The organism is Halalkalibacterium halodurans (genome assembly GCF_004376175.1).
Lineage (GTDB): Bacteria > Bacillota > Bacilli > Bacillales > Bacillaceae_D > Halalkalibacterium > Halalkalibacterium halodurans.
In genome coordinates this window covers 19,006-36,067 of sequence record NZ_SNUY01000020.1, presented here as the reverse complement: position 1 = coordinate 36,067, position 17,062 = coordinate 19,006, and the positions used below count along the sequence as shown (strand labels likewise).

Annotated in this window: 19 protein-coding genes; 9 read left to right on the top strand and 10 right to left on the bottom strand. The window is 42.8% G+C overall.

Annotated features, from left to right (window positions below):
* The first annotated feature begins 181 nt into the window (after positions 1-181).
* Both E2L07_RS08545 and E2L07_RS08540 read left to right on the top strand, forming a co-directional pair.
* Positions 182-1,267 (top strand): AI-2E family transporter, encoded by a 1,086-nt coding sequence (locus tag E2L07_RS08545; RefSeq protein WP_053430649.1) that lies wholly within the window; start codon positions 182-184, stop codon positions 1,265-1,267.
* A 39-nt stretch (positions 1,268-1,306) separates the two neighbouring features.
* On the top strand, positions 1,307-1,678 hold the full coding sequence (locus tag E2L07_RS08540) for a rhodanese-like domain-containing protein (RefSeq protein ID WP_010899067.1): 372 nt from the start codon (positions 1,307-1,309) through the stop codon (positions 1,676-1,678).
* A 68-nt stretch (positions 1,679-1,746) separates the two neighbouring features.
* Here E2L07_RS08540 and E2L07_RS08535 read toward each other — a convergent pair whose 3' ends face one another.
* Positions 1,747-1,875 (bottom strand): DUF3941 domain-containing protein, encoded by a 129-nt coding sequence (locus tag E2L07_RS08535; RefSeq protein WP_010899066.1) that lies wholly within the window; start codon positions 1,873-1,875, stop codon positions 1,747-1,749.
* Between the two features lie 113 nt (positions 1,876-1,988).
* Between E2L07_RS08535 and E2L07_RS08530 the strand changes: the two genes are divergently transcribed.
* From E2L07_RS08530 to E2L07_RS08515, 4 genes are all read left to right on the top strand, one after another.
* Positions 1,989-2,243, top strand: coding sequence for a hypothetical protein (locus E2L07_RS08530; RefSeq protein ID WP_010899065.1), 255 nt, complete (start codon positions 1,989-1,991; stop codon positions 2,241-2,243).
* Between the two features lie 174 nt (positions 2,244-2,417).
* On the top strand, positions 2,418-3,197 hold the full coding sequence (yjfP, locus tag E2L07_RS08525; RefSeq protein WP_134229358.1) for an esterase: 780 nt from the start codon (positions 2,418-2,420) through the stop codon (positions 3,195-3,197).
* An 11-nt stretch (positions 3,198-3,208) separates the two neighbouring features.
* Entirely contained in the window at positions 3,209-4,030 is an 822-nt protein-coding gene (locus E2L07_RS08520) for a YitT family protein (protein ID WP_041821717.1), read from the top strand.
* Between the two features lie 35 nt (positions 4,031-4,065).
* Entirely contained in the window at positions 4,066-4,572 is a 507-nt protein-coding gene (locus E2L07_RS08515; RefSeq protein ID WP_010899062.1) for a BsuPI-related putative proteinase inhibitor, read from the top strand.
* Positions 4,573-4,697: 125 nt separating this feature from the next.
* Here the strand turns inward: E2L07_RS08515 and E2L07_RS08510 are convergent, their stop codons facing one another.
* From E2L07_RS08510 to E2L07_RS08485, 6 genes are all read right to left on the bottom strand, one after another.
* Positions 4,698-5,912, bottom strand: coding sequence for an ISL3-like element IS652 family transposase (locus E2L07_RS08510; RefSeq protein WP_010897126.1), 1,215 nt, complete (start codon positions 5,910-5,912; stop codon positions 4,698-4,700).
* 141 nt (positions 5,913-6,053) lie between these two features.
* The gene (locus E2L07_RS08505) at positions 6,054-6,236 is read right to left on the bottom strand and encodes a hypothetical protein (protein ID WP_010899061.1); all 183 of its coding nucleotides are present in this window, start codon (positions 6,234-6,236) and stop codon (positions 6,054-6,056) included.
* A 13-nt stretch (positions 6,237-6,249) separates the two neighbouring features.
* Entirely contained in the window at positions 6,250-9,237 is a 2,988-nt protein-coding gene (locus tag E2L07_RS08500) for a DEAD/DEAH box helicase (RefSeq protein ID WP_134229357.1), read from the bottom strand.
* Entirely contained in the window at positions 9,227-10,774 is a 1,548-nt protein-coding gene (locus tag E2L07_RS08495; RefSeq protein ID WP_134229356.1) for an SWIM zinc finger family protein, read from the bottom strand. Before E2L07_RS08495 ends, E2L07_RS08500 begins: the two co-directional genes overlap by 11 nt.
* A 329-nt stretch (positions 10,775-11,103) precedes the next feature.
* A complete protein-coding gene (locus E2L07_RS08490) occupies positions 11,104-11,412 on the bottom strand; it encodes an AzlD domain-containing protein (protein WP_010899058.1) in 309 nt (102 codons plus the stop codon).
* A complete protein-coding gene (locus E2L07_RS08485) occupies positions 11,409-12,122 on the bottom strand; it encodes an AzlC family ABC transporter permease (RefSeq protein WP_053430653.1) in 714 nt (237 codons plus the stop codon). Before E2L07_RS08485 ends, E2L07_RS08490 begins: the two co-directional genes overlap by 4 nt.
* A gap of 88 nt (positions 12,123-12,210) precedes the next feature.
* Here E2L07_RS08485 and E2L07_RS08480 point away from each other — a divergent pair, with 88 nt between their 5' ends.
* Entirely contained in the window at positions 12,211-12,780 is a 570-nt protein-coding gene (locus tag E2L07_RS08480) for a helix-turn-helix domain-containing protein (RefSeq protein WP_010899056.1), read from the top strand.
* A gap of 114 nt (positions 12,781-12,894) precedes the next feature.
* Here E2L07_RS08480 and E2L07_RS08475 read toward each other — a convergent pair whose 3' ends face one another.
* The 3 genes from E2L07_RS08475 to E2L07_RS08465 all read right to left on the bottom strand — a co-directional run bounded on the left by E2L07_RS08475 (position 12,895) and on the right by E2L07_RS08465 (position 15,149).
* Entirely contained in the window at positions 12,895-13,503 is a 609-nt protein-coding gene (locus tag E2L07_RS08475; RefSeq protein ID WP_134229355.1) for a hypothetical protein, read from the bottom strand.
* Positions 13,504-13,747: 244 nt separating this feature from the next.
* Positions 13,748-14,203 (bottom strand): GNAT family N-acetyltransferase, encoded by a 456-nt coding sequence (locus tag E2L07_RS08470; RefSeq protein ID WP_053430655.1) that lies wholly within the window; start codon positions 14,201-14,203, stop codon positions 13,748-13,750.
* 136 nt (positions 14,204-14,339) lie between these two features.
* Positions 14,340-15,149, bottom strand: coding sequence for a Cof-type HAD-IIB family hydrolase (locus tag E2L07_RS08465; RefSeq protein ID WP_134229354.1), 810 nt, complete (start codon positions 15,147-15,149; stop codon positions 14,340-14,342).
* 158 nt (positions 15,150-15,307) lie between these two features.
* On the opposite strand from E2L07_RS08465, the gene ctaG reads away from it, so the two are divergent.
* A complete protein-coding gene (gene ctaG / locus E2L07_RS08460) occupies positions 15,308-16,222 on the top strand; it encodes a cytochrome c oxidase assembly factor CtaG (protein ID WP_134229353.1) in 915 nt (304 codons plus the stop codon).
* A 16-nt stretch (positions 16,223-16,238) separates the two neighbouring features.
* On the top strand, positions 16,239-16,844 hold the full coding sequence (locus E2L07_RS08455; protein WP_053430656.1) for an SCO family protein: 606 nt from the start codon (positions 16,239-16,241) through the stop codon (positions 16,842-16,844).
* The last annotated feature ends 218 nt before the right edge of the window (positions 16,845-17,062 follow it).

The following is a 17,062-nucleotide window of genomic DNA, read 5'->3' as shown; positions in this document are numbered from 1 at the left end:
CTTTTCTCCTTTAAAAGCTTGCCAATCATCATCGGTTCACAAACTTATCGGTTTGTTCTTTCACTCCGGTGCTTTGGGTCAATTGCTGCGCTTTTCCGTTTCTCTTTCGAAGAAACTGGAAAGCATGGTATAATGTAATGGCATGGAAATTGAAAAAAACGCTGAAAGGAATCGAGTACATATGCCCCAGGGGAAGTGGTTTCGATTCGGTTATGGAATCGTACTTGTTTTACTCATTATTTATTTAGGCTCGCTTGTTGATTGGATTTTCCGTCCAATTGTCGTATTCGTTCAAACACTATTTGCGCCAGTCATTATTGCCGGAATTCTATACTATTTATTCCGTCCGATCGTAGGGCTATTGTCGAAAAAACTGAACCGAGGGCTGTCGATCTTGATTCTCTTTTTAATGATTATTGGAGCATTCACGGCCTTTTCGTTAATTGTCGGACCAGAGCTACAGAGACAGTTCCAAAGTTTGTATAATAATTTGCCTACGTTGATCAATCAAGTACGGGATACGTTTATAGCCTTACAGTCGAATGAGCTGTTTAATCGATTCCAAGAAAGTGAAACGTTCCAGCCTGAGGAGATGATTTCACGCTTCGTCAATTCTTTAAATGATATTATTGGAACGATTGGTGCCAATATTACAGGCTTTATTGGGGCACTTGCGAACTTTTTTATCATCCTTGTCCTCGTCCCATTTATTTTGTTCTACTTGCTAAAAGAAGGGGAAAAGCTGCCCGTTCAATTGTTGAAGCTTTTCAACAAGAAGCAGCAGCACGAAGGTCGACTTATCTTAGCCGATATGGATAAAATGTTAAGCTCTTACATTCAAGGGCAGATTATCGTCAGCTTTTGTGTAGGTATTCTCTGCTATATTGCTTATTTAATTATTGGTCTGGATTATGCGTTGATTTTAGCCCTTGTTGCCATGTTTACGAATGTGATTCCATTCGTTGGCCCGTGGATTGGAACATTTCCAGCGGTCATTGTGGCCTTTATCGACTCACCGCTCACCGCGCTCATTGTCGTAATTGTGGTCGTGGTGATTCAGCAAATCGAGAGCAATCTTATTTCTCCGCAAGTCATGGGGAAAAAGTTAGCGATTCATCCGATTACGATTATTTTCATTCTCCTTGTGGCAGGCCGCTTTGCAGGAGTGGTCGGAATGCTATTGGCCGTTCCAACTTACGCCGTCGGCAAAGTGATTGTGACCCATTCGTACCGATTATGGAAATTGCGTAAGCAGCCTGTAGAGTAGACGTTTTTTTGGTATGATAACAATTGAGGTGATTAAGAGATGGCTTTTGAATTAGATGGGATTGAACAAGTAGAGGAAACTGAACTAGCTGCTTTATTAAATGAAAAGGGCGATGAGACGATTGTCGTCGATGTCCGTGAGCCAGAAGAGTATGAGGCGGGACATATTCCAGGACTTCCGCTGTTACCGATGTCGTCCATCCCAGCCGTCGTTGCGGAAATGGATAAGGAAAAGTCCTACATCTTCGTCTGCCGCAGCGGGAGCCGAAGCCAAAATGTAGCGCTCTATTTAAAAGATCAAGGCTTCCGTGATGTGAAAAACTATGCTGGTGGTATGCTTGAGTGGACTGGAGAGGTGACATCCGGTCTTGAATGGTTTGTGAAAGATGTCCATGAACTTTATAAAAAATAAGCTGGAAGCACCCGTATCTACTAATGACGGGTGCTTTTCGATTTAAGGAGCGGCTTCGTATATACTTATTACAAGTGATCGGTATCTTTCGAATACGTATGTTTTCCGTGTCTCGCATTCTCTTTCACCTGTTGGTTCTTTAGCTCACGAGCTGCCTGATGATCTTGCTTTTTCTTATTGTTGTCTTTCGTTACCATACGCGTTTCCCTCCTTTAAAGCTAGTGTGTGCTCCAGCTTGACTTTCATGTACACCATGTTTCAGTGAACGTAAGGCTGGGAATGGATTGATAAAGAAAGGAGAGGTGTGAAAATGAAAAAAACGTTAGGCTGGCTAACTGGAGTCGTTACGATCGCAGGGGTCACAGCATATGCACTGAACAATTGCACCATACGGAGCAAGCTTAAACGAGTCGTGAAAATAGGGAACCAACAGAAAAAAGAAGGCGACAAAACGAAACGAATCTCCATTGGTCATCCAGATCCTTATGATACAGAGGACAATCGAATGGTGGAAGAAGGGGCCCTCTACAGCATTCAACATTATAATAAGAAAAAGAACGCATGAAGCCTTAAATGTTGCTTCATGCATTTTTCTTTTTGAGAGCCACCTTTTATAATCAAAGGATAGCCGTATGAGAAAAAAGAAGCGGTAAAATGTCTAAAAGGATACAAGATGTGTTCTTTACTGGACAATGCTATAATTAGAAAAAATGGAAATGAAAAAAGCAGGAGTGAGATGATGATATCCGTTACAAATGAAACCATTGCTTCAATTCCGGCGTTACATGTAGTACAAGAAGAGCTCCGTCATGAGCCTTTACCGACCGTGTTTTTTTTACACGGGTTTACTAGTGCGAAGGAGCATAATCTTCATCATGCGTATTTACTTGCACAAAAGAGGATACGCGTCATCTTACCAGAAGCCCTCTATCACGGAGAACGGGCAGCTTTTGAAGACGAACAGAAATTGCAGCTTTCCTTTTGGGAAATCGTGCTGCGATCGATTGAAGAGTTACCTCAGATGAAACATTTTGTCGTGGAAAACGGGTGGACGGCTAGCGACGCCATTGGTGTAACAGGGACATCAATGGGGGCGATCACTATGTTCGGCGCCTTAAAGAAATACCCTTGGATCAGGGCAGGTGCTAGCTTAATGGGAAGTGCCTTTTACCAGCACTTTGCAAAAAAGCAGATCGAGTTTCTTGAGGAAAGAGGGGTTACACTGGCGAATGAAATAAAGGAAGACACCCTCATTAAATTGAAAGAGGTTGATCTTGGCGAGGAGATTGATGCTTTAAACAATCGTCCGCTTTATTTGTGGCATGGGGAGCGTGATAACGTTGTTCCTTTTGCCTACTCTCAGCAACTGAATGAGCAGCTACAACAAAGAAACTATGAGCAAGTGGTGTTTACGTCTGATCCTCGGGGTGATCACAAAGTCTCACGAGCAGCCCTACTGGAGAGCGTCGATTGGATGGTAAGACAGTTAATGGCAACGACTACATCTGTGAGGACATGATGAAGCAGACGATGTGGAATGAGTTAAAAAAGATCGTCGTTGTTGTGATAGGAGCTGTTTTTCTCGCTGCTTCTTTAAACTTCTTCCTTATTCCAGCTGATGTATTTGCTAGTGGGTTTACGGGAGTGGCGCAAATCTTAGCAACGCTCTTGCCTCTATCGACGGGGATTTTACTGTTGTTGCTCAACATTCCAGTTGCAATTATCGGTTGGTTAAAGCTCGGGAAGGCCTTCACGGTTTACTCCTTTCTAAGTGTGGCATTGACGACGCTGTTTTTAGAAGTGTTTCCGGTTCAGGCGTTTTCCCCTGATATTTTGTTAAACGCTGTATTTGGCGGGGTGGTTGCGGCAATTGGTGCTGGAATCACGTTGAAAGTCGGCGCTTCATCTGGTGGATTGGACATTATTGCCCTCTTGTTATCGAGAGTCAGTGATCGTCCCGTCGGCATTTATTTTTTCCTTTTGAATGGGTTGATCGTGGTCGCATCAGGTTTTTTGTTTGATGCAGAAAAAGCATTGTACACTCTTGTGACGTTATACGTGACATCCCGGATCATTGATGCGATTCATACTCGCCATGTTAAGCTCACTGCGATGATTGTCACGAAGAAGCCGACAGAATTGCGAAAAGCGATTCACGAGCGAATCACACGAGGGATCACGAGAATGCCGGCAAAAGGTGGGTATTTAGAGGATGATAAAGAAGTGCTGATGATCGTCCTTACGCGTTACGAGCTGTATGACTTACGACACGTTGTTCAAGAAGTGGACCCAGAGGCGTTCACGAATATTGTGCATACAGAGGGTGTATACGGATTGTTTCGCAAAACGTAAATGGCAGGTTTTTGTTGAAGGGAGAGTGAAGAAAGATGAGAAGATGTTTGACCCTATTATTGGCATTAGGTCTCGCTACTCTTTCTGCTTGCGGGCAGGGGACCAGTTCTGAGCCAAGTGGTGATGGAACGAATGGGGATGCTGAAGAACTAAAAGAAGAAGAATCTGAGGTGAATGGTGTGAATGTATCTGTATCAGCAGAAACAGTAGGAGATCAAATCGAAGCAACGATTACGCTCATAAACACGACCGATCAAGATGTTCATTTTCAATTTTCTTCAGGTCAGCAATATGAGTTGATCTTGAAAAATGAAGCAGGTGATACAGTCTATCGTTACTCGGACGATAAGATGTTTACGATGGCGCTCATTGATGAGACGCTTGCAGCAGGGGAATCGAAAACATGGACCGAATCGATCCCAGCAGGAGACCTTGAGTCAGGTACGTACACGTTGCTAGCAGAAGTCGTTGTCGCTGCAGTTGATGGCGAATCGGTTCCAAAGCCGTCTCCATACAAAGCACAAACGACCGTCATAAAGTAAGGTTCTCCGTCAAATGTTGGGGTGAAGGGCTACCGCGCTACGCTTGGTGGCCTTTTATTCGGTTGAAGGCTGGTACCAGCCTTCAACCGAATAAAACGTAATTTCTCGTTCGCCACAAAACAACATTAACCGATGTGAACCCCAATTCTTTTATACTTATGTGTTAATAGTATTTTTGCTCGAAAGCGTTCATAGCTTCTAAAACCAAATGCATTTCGCTTTAGTACCTTTGTGGAATTATTAATCCCTTCTAAAAATCCATTTGAATAACCATACGCAAAGCTATTTAAAATTTCCGTCTGCCAGTTTTCGAAGGTGCCTATAGCTCTGCACATTTCTGGTATCCCTGAATTCTTAACTAATTTATAGATCGCTTTTAATTCCTTTTTGACTCTTTCTATTTGGGTTGCCCCTATTTCTTTGGAACGTTTAAACCAGTCCTGATAAGCTTCCTTTAATTCATAAGCCTTTTGAAGCTCTGTTGACATTTTTAAGTAACGATCCAAGTACCAACGCTCTTCCTCTGTCAACCTGCTGTTTTCCTTGTGGAATACATGTTTCATTCGCTTACACTTCTTGCGGTCATATGCATGAAAATCCTTTTGTACTCTTCTCCTTACTCCGTCAAGTGCCCAGTAGATATATCTACAAAAGTGGAATCGATCTGCAATGATAACTGGCCTTCCCAGAGCCTCTTGAACAGCAGCTTTAAAGGATGGACTCATATCCATAATCACCATCTGGACCTTACTTCCATGTCTTCTTAAGTAATCTTTAATCGTACGCTTATAACGGTTCGGCAGAATATCTAAGGGCTCTTTTGTCACTGCGTCAGCTATAATCAGCTGATATTTTCCTTCCTTTGTATCTCCTTTATACTCATCAATGGCAATAATAGCTGGCAATTCCTCTACGGGACGAATTTCACTGCTTGAAATTTGGTCAAACCGGCGAACGATGGTTGTGGCAGAACTTCCATAATTCTCAGCTGTTTCTTTAAACGTTTTTCCTTTGATCGCTCGAATAGCAACTGCCTGGTTCCACTCAATAGAAGTACGTTGGTATCGTTCTACAAACGAATTATTCTCGGCGAATCTCTTCCCACAAGCGCAAACATAACGACGTCTCTTATAAAAAATCTGTGTTTGCCTTTCAAACCACTTTAAATGTTTGATCTTTTGAATACGATAATCATGAACTTTTTTTGTCCTCTTCTGACATTTAGGACAACGGTGTACTTTCCGCTCCATCTCCACATAAAGACGCACGATCTCTCCAACCTCTTCAACCTTGGTAATGAATGTATCTTTTAACCCAGGAAAATTCATGGTAAAATTCATATGCACGCAACTCCATTCTTTCAAACTTGTTTCTAGTCAACTCAAGTATAAAAGAATTGGATGTTTGCGTGTTTTTTTATGCTCATATTTGTTTCTTAACCCCAACAAATATTATAGAGCCTAAAGTAAGAGCGAAGACAATTAGTCTTCGCTCTTTTCTGTGTTCGGTGGAAAAGCGCTCTTTGCTTCCTCTTGAATCGCTTTTCTTAGTTTTAGCCACTCTTCCTTTAACAAGGATTCATCTTCATATATCGGAGTGTCGTCGATTTTTGGCAACTGCTTTTTCAATCGCCAATAATGGGAAAAACGATCGTCCGCGGCCATAGAATCCTCCTTTCTATAGTCGGATGAGTGCTAACAATTCGTCGTCTGTTAGCTCAGTTAGTTGGTTTTCGCCTGCCGTTAAAATTTGCTCGGCGAGAGCTTGCTTGCTCTCAAGCATTTGATGAATTCGCTCCTCCAATGTTCCTTCTGTCATTAGCTTATGGACCGTGACATCCGCTGTTTGCCCGATTCGATAGGCGCGGTCGGTCGCTTGATTTTCCACCGCCGGGTTCCACCACCGATCGTAATGAATGACATGATTGGCCGCTGTTAAATTTAGCCCAACCCCTCCAGCTTTGAGCGAAAGAATAAAGATTGGCAGCTCGCGGTCATTTTGAAATCGTTCTACCGCTTCTTGTCTTTGTTGGCGTGATAAACTGCCGTGCAAAAATGGGATCGGTGTACCTATTTGCGACTGAAACGCATCTTGCATTAAATGACCCATCTCCTTAAATTGCGTAAAGATGAGCATTTTCTCTTGTCGATCCATGATTTGCTCACTTAAGGTTAGCAGCAACTCCCATTTTTCTGATTGATGAGCATCAACGTTTTTATCCTTTAAAAAGTGGGCAGGGTGGTTGCAAATTTGCTTCAGCTTTGTGAGAGTTTTTAAGATGAGTGCTCGCCGTTCCATATGGGTCACGTCGCCAAGCTGATGCACCATGTTATCAACGACCGCCTGATACAATGCCGCTTGCTCGACGCTTAGTGACACACGATGAACGTGCTCTCGTTTTTCAGGTAGTTGTAGTGCTAAGGCTTCATCGGATTTTTTTCTCCGTAGCAGCAACGGTTGAATGAGTTGCTGCAATTCTTGAAGGCGTGCTTCATCCTTTTCTCTTTCAATCGGCTTAATAAAGGTCCGCGTAAAATGGGTGAGTGATTTTAAATAGGACGGGTTCAATACATCCATGATCGACCATAATTCTTTTAACCGATTTTCAATTGGTGTCCCAGTTAACGCGATTCGATGAGCTGCACGAATGGATTTCACCGCCTGCCGCTGTTTCGTATCAACGTTTTTGATTTGCTGTGCTTCATCAAGGATTAGTCCATTCCATTCAATGTCCTTCCATTGGTCGAGATCTTTATATGCTAAGGAGTAGGAGGAAATGACAATATCTGCTTCGCGCCAAGCCGTCTCATTTTCTTGATGACGCTGTTGTCCATGGTGAACATAAACATTTAGGCTTGGAGCAAACGTTTTACATTCATGAACCCAGTTTGTAATGAGCGATGTAGGACAAAACAATAGAAATGGCTTTTTGTTCTGCTGTCCGTGTTCGAGCACATAGAGAATGTAGGAAATGGTCTGTACGGTTTTTCCTAACCCCATATCATCGGCTAGGCAACCGCCAAAGCCTGTCTCTCGAAGGTGGATAAGCCAAGAAGCCCCCTCTTCCTGATAAGGACGAAGTGTCGCCTGAAGGGAAGCAGGTGCTGGTCTTAATGGAACGTTCTGTTGAAACAACTGTTTGATCTTTTGTTCGATTTCAGCGCTCCACTCAAGCTCCCACTCCACCGCTTCTTGAAAAGATCCTTCTTCCGATTGCTCTAATCGCCAAGCATCAAGATAAGTCGTTTGCCCGTGTTCAAGCTTATTCAAATAAGCGCGCAATTTTTTAGCTAAGGATGGGTCCCAAGCAATCCATTCGCCATTAAGCTGTAAAAACGGACGGTTTTCATCTACAAACGTTTGGAATTCTTCTAGCGAAACTCGGTTATCCCCAATCGCCAGTTCATATTGAAACGAAGCGACGCTTTGCCAATTTAATAGTGGCTCCACCTCTGAGTGCAAGGCGTGGGCATCCATTTTCAGTTTCACTTTTAATGGCCTTCGTTGGGTGAGCCAGCGAGGAACGATGAGACGAAAGCCAAGTTCCTTTAAGTATTCATCATAGGTTGTAAACAAATGATATGCTTCCTCATTCGATAGCTTTATGACAGGAGAAGAAAGCTTTATCGATTGCAAAAGAGGAAGACGATCGGTGACGGCTGGTAACCGTTCTTTTAGTAATGGTACTGGATTCATTCGCCATGGGTGTTGCCCTTGGCTTAGCTCTTCCATTTCCACGATAATCGATGGATTGACTTTATCGACCACACATAGGGACAGGGTCCAATCCGTCTTACCCGTTATCGGTTCTTTTAACACAAAGGCACATTGGAATGGCGCCTGAGGTTTCACACCAACGGCTTCGAGAAAGTGATCACGGTCTACTTTTTCTGAATGCGTCTCTTCCGTCGGTCCCTCTCCGTAAGGTCCCATCTGTTCAAGCGTTCGTTTGACAGATGGATGGAGCGACTGAACATAAGAAAGAAAGCGATCTTTCCCTTTATCTGTTTGAAGCAAACGGCGAATCCACTTATCGGTCAGGTGCTCACCGATCGCCTGCAATTGTTCATGAACTGGTTCTTCTTCCGTTGTTTGAATAAGAGGGGCGTTTTCCGTAAGGGCAAGACACACCTCGGGCATGGCTTCTGCCCAAGCTTTCCAATGCGGATTATTAAGTACCCACGTTCCTTGAGCGGATGGTGAAAAGGCTCCGTTTCTGATGGATTGGCGAATGTACAAGAAAAAATGGAGCCAAAAGTGAAAGTCGTCAGCCAATACCCATTCATCAGACGAAGATGACCCAAGCTTTGACAAAAATAAACCGTAGTCAAACAATTCATCGGCCGAGAGCATAATCCCTTCGACAGGAAAACGAAACGATTTCATCGAGGGTTCGGCTTGGTAGATCGTTGTTGTACCCGCAGGGGAATGAAACGCTCTTTCCGCCAATGGGACTTCTAAAACAGCTTGGCCATGTTGCAAAAAACTCCCGTAAAAAGAATGAGGATCATGCCGAAACAGGGCAAGCCTTAACTCAAAGGGTGAATATAAAAAAGGATATTCGAAACGAACGATTCGGCCTGAGGAGGAAGAGGCTTGCTCTTCACCCCAAATGAAAAAGTGATCTTTGAACCAACCACCGTGGACGATGATATTAGGAATCAAGCTGTCTCAACTCCTCTAGCAACGCTCGGTACGATTTATACGTATATTTTAACCGGCGAATGTATTGGTGAAAGCGTTCCTTGTCTTCGGTTTCCTTATACAAACAATGCAAGATTTTTAAAAAATGGACAGCCTCTTCATAATGAGGTCTGGATTTTTTTTCGATTAAACGGAGCACGAATTGATGGTAAACAGGAAACAGCAGTTCTCTGTTTTCACGCTGAATCATTTGCAGTAATTCATTTACCTCAGGGCGTAAACGAAAAGGCTCTGTTTCATATTGTAGTAAATAGTTCGCCCCTTCCTCCGCTCGTTTTTCTAGGGTGAGGAGCTTAATATACGCTATCCGTGAAGGCATTTGCTCTAGCTGATTTTTTAAGGCTGGAAGCAGCTCTTGAATAAGTGCTGAGCGTTTTTCTTTTGACCAATTCTTCGTTAGTGACAGCAGCCGTTGATATGAAGGCTGTTGGAGCCAGCGTGCCCAAACGTTCGACGATTGCAAAGATTCATCACTGGCTGTCTCAACTTCCATTTCATCGTAAAACGGCTGTAGGTAGAGAAAGGCCGACTCTTTACGAGGAAAGAGCATGTGAAACCATGCTTTCATCGTTGTCCATGCGTGATTTGTTTTCATCCATGTCATATGAGGAAGGACATCAGGCTCTCGGATCGTATGACCTTCAAGCTGCTGTAATGCGAGTAGACCATGTCCTTCAGCTAGGAGAAAATAGCTTTTCACTAACCGCCCTTTTTTTCCTAGCGGTTGCTTTTCATACGTAGCGTCTAATAAATCGGATAGCCTTTGATATAGTCGTGACGGAACGAGGGGGAGAAACTCCCTCATTAGAGATTCCCAAGGTCCGTATTCCGTGTTTTCATTAGACAAAAAGGAACGGAACATCGCCTTGGCAAGCCGTAGCAGGTCACCGTCTGATAGGGCAGGTAGCGCTTGGATTATGAATTCTTGTAGCCCTTGAAAAAAAGAAGAAAACCGTCGTTCTTGTCGTTCGTACGTTTGATAGGACGTGGCCATACCGTACATGGCTTGAATGATATAAATATAAATGACCGCCGCTTCCGCATCTGAAAAGTGTTGCTTCACAGCTGTTTTCATGGCTTCCATCAGCTCCTCTACCTGTGCCACTGTTAAATAAGCTCTTGATATGAGCTGACGATAGGTTGAAAACAGTACAGGATGGAGCGTATCGATCACAGGTTGCGGAATATTTTTATCCCAGATGTTGGCTAGTACTTGGCGATGTTGCCATTCATACAAGACGGCTGCCATATGTTTACAGTAGTCTTCGTATGGACACGTGCAGTTGCTCAGGCCAAAGTCGTCAAGAACCACTGTCACATGGTATAAATGTGTTCCGTCTACCTGTGCTTCAATCCTGTTATTCGACTGAACGGAAAAGTTAATCACTTTACCTTCTTCATGATATCGCTTTCCGCGCTCAGCAATATACGATTGGAATTTTTTATTTAGTAAGTGCTGCACATACTCAATGGAAAGAGATGGAGTTGTTTCCGCCATAGTGGCCTCCTCTAGCAATTAACTTCCACGTTTTTTAAAATTCGTCAGAGAACCATTCTATTATTGTAACCTGTCTGATGTAGAAATGAAAGGGAGGCTAAGGGAGTGAAGAAGGGGAATGTGATCTGCTTTTATTGATAAAAAAGGCTAACTAGTGATGAGGAGCGCAAAGCGCCAAACACGAAGCGACATCCCGAGAGTGTCCATGATCAGTTCATCGGTTTGCAAGCTCACCGTGATTTTTTTATCACCCGTGGCTTCGGCTCAGTCGCTACGATCTTTTTGTGAACGCTTTACGCTCTTTTTTACAAAGGAGAATGGAGGTCAGATTAAGAAAAGAAATAGGTGAGTCCGCTAACAAACCCGATACTCGCCAAAACCACTACGATTAAGTTGGCGCCAAGATAGGCAAAGGCTACAGCAACCACTCCTCCAAAAAGAGCGATCCAAAGTTGATCGTGAGCCCCTAAAATCCCTGGGAAAATAAGAGCACCGAGTGCGGCGTAAGGGACATTCTGTAATACACCCTTCATCCATTGGGGGAATTTTTCCGTATCTAAAAATACGAGCGGTAGCATACGAGGAATGTACGTCACAAGCGCCATTCCAAGGATTAACCAAACCATCATTAAACTCATGCTCTCGCTCCTTTCTTTGCTTTTCCAATTTCATAACCAACAGAGGCAATGAGCGTTGCTAGGATGATCGACCATCCACTTGGGAAAAAGAGTGAAAATAACCCGTTTAAAAGTGCAGCTGTTCCCGCTAAAATAAGAACAGAACGATGTTTTCTCACAGAAGGAATTAAGAGAGCGATAAACATAGCGTATAATGCCACTCCCATTCCTTGCTGTAATGTGGCGGGAAGAGCAGATCCAACGATGTAGCCAACGGCGCTATGAACGACCCAGCTTACATAGGCAATCACAGCAACACCAATAACAAATCCATTTGTCAATCGTCTATCTTGGGAGGTGACAAGGGCGAACACTTCGTCGGTTATACCAAAAGCGGTGATCGCTCGTTTCACTGGATGGGTGTCTTCCATCTTTGCACGAATCGAAGCAGACATAAGCAAATGACGGATGTTGACGATAAACGTGGTTAAAATGATTTCAATCGTTCCGGTCCCGATAGCGATGAGCGTTAAAGCCATATATTGCGATGCACCGGCATAAACGAACAAGCTCATCGCAATTGTTTCAAGTAAGGTTAAGCCGGTTCCCTTTGCTAAGAGGCCAAAGGTTAAGGCCGCGGGAATATAGCCGATGGCAATGCTTGAACCGATGGCAGCACCACGTAGCCAATCAGTCTCTCTTGCTTTTATCATGTTTGACGCAGTTTCCATAAAACATGTCCTCTCTAATGATTTACTGTTCCGTTTGTTTTATAATATAATTGTACGCTATAACGTATATCACGACAAGGAGTTTTTTATGAACAAAGAGATGCTTTCCAAACGAATTGGACAACGACTGAAAAGAATTCGTTCAGATCGAGGCATGACTCTTGATCAGTTAGCGAAGAAAACAGGGGTAAGTAAACCGATGCTCGGTCAAATTGAACGTGGAGAATCGAATCCAACAGTAAGTACATTATGGAAGATTGCCACAGGCCTTCACGTCTCATTCACCGCTTTTATTGAGGATGAGAAGCCGAATGTTACAGTGATTAAACGTGATCAAGTACTACCGATCATTGATGGCTGTGATTTTCAAGTGTTTCCTCTCTTTCCCCGTTCGAAAGACAAGCCGTTTGAAATTTTTTCGGTGAAGCTGGAAGCAGGGACGGACCATACGTCTGAAGGCCATGCTCAAGGTGTGCATGAATTTGTCATTGTGGAGAAAGGGACGTTAAACGTCAAAATCGGGGATGAAGTGTATGTGCTGGAAAGAGGGGACGGTATTCATTTTCCAGCCGATCAGGTGCATCACTACATTAATGGTAGTTCCAGTGAAGCGTGCGTGTTTACGAACATCATCTCCTATGAATGGACTGGGCTCTAATTTCATAAAACAAAAAATAACCTACTAGTTGCAGCAAAATTTTTGACAAAAAAAGAAGCAAGCGAGAAAAAAGTTGTCATAATGTGCTTGCTTCTTCATATGGTAATGGAAGAATCATTGTTGCCGCACGAGCGGCTCCAGCTGTTTGCGTTGGTTGGCGAGTCGGGAGAGCTTTTGTTTACACGTTTCAATAACTTTTGAATCGCGGGATTGGAGCGCTTCGTATAATTCCATTAATAGATAATCAATTTCGAGACTGACGATGTTGTAAATTGTTTGCGGTTCCATTGTTTGGTCATCATCTTTGTACTGAATCATCGAGCCATTTCGGTTCATCATCACTTTTTCACTCCCATCAATCTCAATCATTGATTCAATATCCCCCTCTTGATATGACGTAATGTATTGGGGGCCCTTCGTATGGCGTTTGACGACTCCTGACCCTTTTTCCGATTGCAGTAGCCGTTCGATGGCTTGTGCTATGATAGGCTCAGTCACAAAAAGGGACTTAGCAGAAAGAGTTAAAAAAGGTGCATTTTTAATAAAAGGGATTTCGTGTACGGTTTGTTCTTTTTCGATTAATAATTTAATTTGATCCTCATCGTAGCGCCAGTAGAGGGAGTACTCTTCATTCATCATTTGCTTAATGAAATGATGTAATGTTTTTTTGGGAAGGTTGACAGACAGATCAACAAACTCAACACCTTGAAAAGCATCTCGCATGTGATACACTCCTTTTTCCTGATCTCACATCAGGGATCCCCAGCAGTGGAAGATGGACAAATGATGGAGAGGTGACAACTTTTAACGACAATCATGTACGAACAGGGAGTGTCGCTTTCGGTTTTAAGTTGCTTTATCATATGTAAGAGATCGAAAAAAAAGAAGTAAAACGCCCACTTCAGGAAGAAATGGGCGTTTCTTTCGTCAAAAAAAGCACCTAGCTTAAAAAGCCGGTGCAGAAAGGTTAAAAGCGAAATCCGTATCGTTTCGAAATAATATCATAAAAGCCTAATGAATTGTAAAGTGCCTTTGTTGCCTCGTTGTTAATTCCTGTTTCTAATTCAATTCCTTTGATTTCTTTCGTTTCAGCCCAGTAAATAATTTTGAGTAGAATTTTTTTAGCAATTCCTTGGTTCCGGTGTTCTTTATGCACATACAAATCATTGAGCCAAATATAGTAGCCTCCCTTATCAAGGCTAAGACCAACATTAAGAAAAGCAGCTCCAACCATTGCTTCATCCTTTTCTGCGACAAAGATATGTGCTTGTGAATCTGGATGTAGCGCTAGCTCAATGGTTTTTAATGCTTGTTGATAAGGCTCTTTTGTCCCTATGGATTCCAATTGCCCCATAAGTAGATCTGCCAGTTGTATTTGCGTATCTCGATCCGCATTACGTGGCAGTTTATAGACGTTCACCATTCTCCTATCCTCCCAAATACCTGCACTTTCTTTCTTAAGACTAGCCTAACATAAAATGGGTCAAGGGAGTAGACCGAAATATGTGATTGTCTCTTTCAAAAAACTTGGGCGCCATTCCGCTACCCGCAATACACCATTAAAGATTTAGCGCCTCTTCAAGATAAACAGCAATCCCATCGTCTTCATTAGATAATGTGATGTCGTTGGCAAGAGCTTTTAATGGATCAATGGCATTCGCCATGGCGACCCCTTTTCCAGCGTACTCAAGCATTTCGAAATCATTATCCTCATCGCCAAACGCAATGATCCGCTCTTTCGGTACTTGATAATAGTCAGCAATTCGCTTGAGACCGACCGCTTTGTTCATGCCAGCTTTTACAATTTCAATGACATTCCATGGCGCTCCCCATGTTCGCTGATCAATCACTTCTGCATGCGCTCCGTCTAATAAGGATCGTAATTCACTCACATGATCGTCTTTCGGATGAATGAGAACACATGTAGGATCATCCCTTAATTTTTTAAGCAAATTCCCATGCTCGACGGGCCCCTGTCCTTCCGTAAAGGTTTGAATAAACAGCTCATCATAATAGCGCAAATAATAATCATCGATGACCTCCACCATAATGTTGGACACGTCGAACGCCTCGCACGTCTCAATTACTTGCCTAGCCGTTGAAAGCTCCAATGGATGGTGATATGTACCGAAGCTGGAATCTTTCGGATGGTGGACGAAGGCACCGTTAAAATTAACAATCGCTGTATCGAGCTGTAGCTCTTGGTAATACTGGATACTAGCCCGATAAGGTCTGCCTGTTGAAATTACAACAATGTGACCCGCTTCTCGTGCTTTTTGGATCGTTTGTTTTGTTTTCATGGAGATGGTTTTGTTGTCTGTTAGTAAGGTTCCATCTAAATCAAGGGCAATTAAATGTCGTTGTGGCATGTTTACTTCCTTTCTATGTCTGTTTTTTATTGGATTTCAAAATAAGGTAACAAAATGGACAGATTCAAGCCATTCTGCAAACGTCAAACTGTGCTATCATTAGAGTGGACATGTGTTGCTATGAATGCAAGGTGTTTTTTGATTTAGGAGGGATTTTCTTGGATCAGCTTTTTTCAAACTTTGGGTTTCGTGCTCTTTGGACTCCTGAACTGATCATCATCTTAGCCATGGTTGGCTTTGTTTATTTTATGATTGCAACGAAATGGCGAGAACGATTTACAAATAGTGAACCAGTACCTATCCGCAAAAAGATCTACTTTGTTTTAGGCCTAATTGCTCTTTATATAGGTTGGGGTAGCCCATTTTATGTTGCTGGGCATTTGATGATCACGTTTCATATGGCACAAATGGTGTTTGCTTATTTTATTGCGGTACCCCTCTTTTTACTAGGAACGCCAGCTTGGGTGTTTTCTGCTATTTTTGAAAAGTTAAGACGTCCATGGTCTGAGCAGTTTGCAAAAATAGCTATGAATCCGATTGTTGCTTTATTGCTATTTAATGGGTTATTTTCATTGTATCACGTCCCATTTATGTTTGATAGTTTGATGCAATCCCCAATCCTTCATAGCTTGTATCAGTTTTTATTACTGTACGGTGCCTTTTTAATGTGGTGGCACATGATTGCTCCGATTCCAAGTACGTCCAAGCTATCGGATTTGCGGCGGATCGGCTATATTTTTGCGAATGGGATTCTCATTACACCGGCGTGTGCGCTCATTATTTTTGCACCGCAACCTCTTTATCAAACGTATACGAATCCAGCTATTTGGGCGGAAGTGATGGCCTATTGCTTGCCTCCGGGATCGTCGGTTCCACTGTCAGTATTTAATGGCCCAGACTCATTTACTTTTTTAGAAACAAGAATGGATCAACAATTAGCTGGCGTCCTGATGAAGATTATGCAGGAGATCACATACGGGTTTACGATCGGCTATGTATTTAAACAATGGTTATTAAAAGAAAAACAGCAGGACGGGGCGCTCACCATTAGTGATGTTCCGACTGTCAAATAAGAGAGGTCGAAACGAATTGAAAAGATGGATGACAATTGCCGTCCTTGCTTTGATGTTAGGCGGCTGTAACTGGCTTTATGATATGGGGAGTAACAATGAGGCAACTGATCCAGCCTTCGATATTTCGGAAGCAGGCTTGACCGTACCAGATTTTGAATATGTGAATCAAGAAGGGGACCCATTTGGAACAGAACAGCTGAAAGGGAACTATTGGCTAGTGAACATGATTTTTACTCACTGTCCGGGTGTGTGCAATATTATGACTCCTAATATGGTTAACCTTCAAGATGCAATGATCGAAGAAGGACTAGATGTAAAGGTTGTGTCCTTTACGGTTGATCCTGATCGCGATACTCCTGAACTGTTAAAGGTTTATGGGGAAAATGTCGGTGCCGACTTCGAATATTGGTCGTTTGTCACTGGTTACTCCGATGAGGAGATCACAGAATTGGCGAAAACAGCCTTTGCTTCGATCGTCCAAGAAGATCCGGAAAATGAGGATATTATCCATACGACGGACTTTTTCTTAGTGGATGATCAAGGGCTAGTGATTCGTCGTTATGATGGAATGGCGACAGACCAAGCCGAAATTATTAACGATTTAAAGGCAACTGTTGAATAGGAATACTTGTGGAGTCTTGACATCTGAGTCAAGGCTCTTTTATCCGTTGAACCTTTAGGTAAAAAATAAAAGACAATGGTGGAAGGGATAAAAAAGATGTGATAGGATGTCCACGTAAACGTTTTCTCTCTCGAACATATCTATCAAAGTAGAACTCGGACCGATAAATGGGGGAGATTTTAATTGGTCGTTTACGTAAACGTTTTCGTTAGGAGGTA